Raw genomic sequence first — 1,290 nt, 5'->3', positions numbered from 1 at the left:
AGAATCTCTACACGCATACCCCAGTATCACTCGTTGTGACCAGACTCCGGGTCCCGCTTAGATTGCCCAGGTGGGTCCCAGTTGGGTTGACATAGCCAACCCTTCAATGCGGCCCGTTCGGCACTACCATCCTGTGCTCCCAGCACCTCACAACCGAAGCGGATCGCAAGCGCACGCTGCTATGGTGCTGACTAAAGAGTAAGCGGGGCGCCAGCTGGCCATTCGGGACATACTCGCTCCCGCTGGTGACGAACGGAATTCCAATGAAGGCATCCGCGAAACTCGGCAGCAACTTGCAGTCGATCCTCGTTGACATGATAGAGCTCCACCTCCAGGGCAAGCAGGCGCACTGGAGCGTGGTGGGCAAAAACTTCCGCGATCTGCACTTGCAGCTCGACGAAATCATCAACGACGCGCGCCTCTTCTCGGATGAGTTAGCCGAGCGAATGCGAGCCCTCGACGCCCTACCGGACGGTCGCTCTGGAACGGTCACGAAGACCACCCACCTGCCCAAGTTCCCCGAGGGCGAGGTCGACACCACCGAAACCGTGGGCCTAATCACCGTGCTACTGAAGACGACGGTCGACAACATCCGCGCCGTGCACGACGAAGTCGACGAGGAAGACCCTACTAGCGCCGACATCCTCCACGTCTTCATCGAAAAGCTCGAGCAGTACGCCTGGATGGTAAGCGCAGAGAACCGTAAACCGCGCAAACCCACCGCCAAAAACTCCACCCGCCCAGTAGGCAAAGCGCAGTGAGCCGCGACGTAGTTCTCGGACAGTAGTCCTCCATTTCAAGAGGGCCCACTTACCGAAGACTCCACAGCCGTTCACACCATATTGATTGTTTCAACAAGCGCAATATGGCTCTCGTACCTGCAGTCGATACGAAAGTTTGGTTACCCGCAGCGTCGGGCCTCTTGTGCCCGGGTGACGAATTCGAGTATTTTTTTCGAAATTAGCGCAGTTTTCTGGCGACCGCTCGATGTCAAGCTGTGTGGAGTCACGTGGGCTAGCTTTTGACAGTTTCCTTGGGGATGTTGATTCCAACGGTGCCGGCTGGTGCGGGTGTAGTCGGCCGCGAGTTGAATCGTTCCGGGTGGTTCTGGTGGTAGGTCTGCAGTGCCATGTCGCGGATGCGGTGGGCCTGCTTCCAGGAGCCGTCGTGGACTTGCTGGGGCGTGAATAACGCGATGCCGGAATGCTTGTGGGTCGTGTTGTACCAGGGCACGTACTCGGCCAGGTGGTCGCGGGCGGCCTGAAGACTCTCGAACGTTCCGGGGTAGTT

Annotated in this window: 1 protein-coding gene and 1 pseudogene; one reads left to right on the top strand and one right to left on the bottom strand. The window is 58.4% G+C overall.

The genetic code is table 11. From position 1 onward, the window contains the following. The first annotated feature begins 263 nt into the window (after window positions 1–263). Complete coding sequence (locus E3O50_RS18785; RefSeq protein ID WP_134559700.1) at window positions 264–761, top strand: DNA starvation/stationary phase protection protein; 498 nt, start codon at window positions 264–266, stop codon at window positions 759–761. A gap of 253 nt (window positions 762–1,014) precedes the next feature. Here the strand turns inward: E3O50_RS18785 and E3O50_RS19305 are convergent. Continuing rightward, window positions 1,015–1,290 (bottom strand): annotated as a pseudogene (locus E3O50_RS19305) (hypothetical protein); the annotation flags it as partial.

The organism is Cryobacterium sp. MDB1-18-1 (assembly GCF_004402735.1).
In the GTDB taxonomy this organism is placed as follows: domain Bacteria; phylum Actinomycetota; class Actinomycetes; order Actinomycetales; family Microbacteriaceae; genus Cryobacterium; species Cryobacterium glucosi.
The sequence above is the reverse complement of the archived record's forward strand: the minus strand, read 5'-3'. Positions and strand labels throughout refer to the sequence as shown.

Bases quoted from the DNA above. Each gene is read 5' to 3' on its own strand.
- E3O50_RS18785 (WP_134559700.1), top strand. From the start codon at position 264: ATGAAGGCATCCGCGAAACTCGGCAGCAACTTGCAGTCGATCCTCGTT.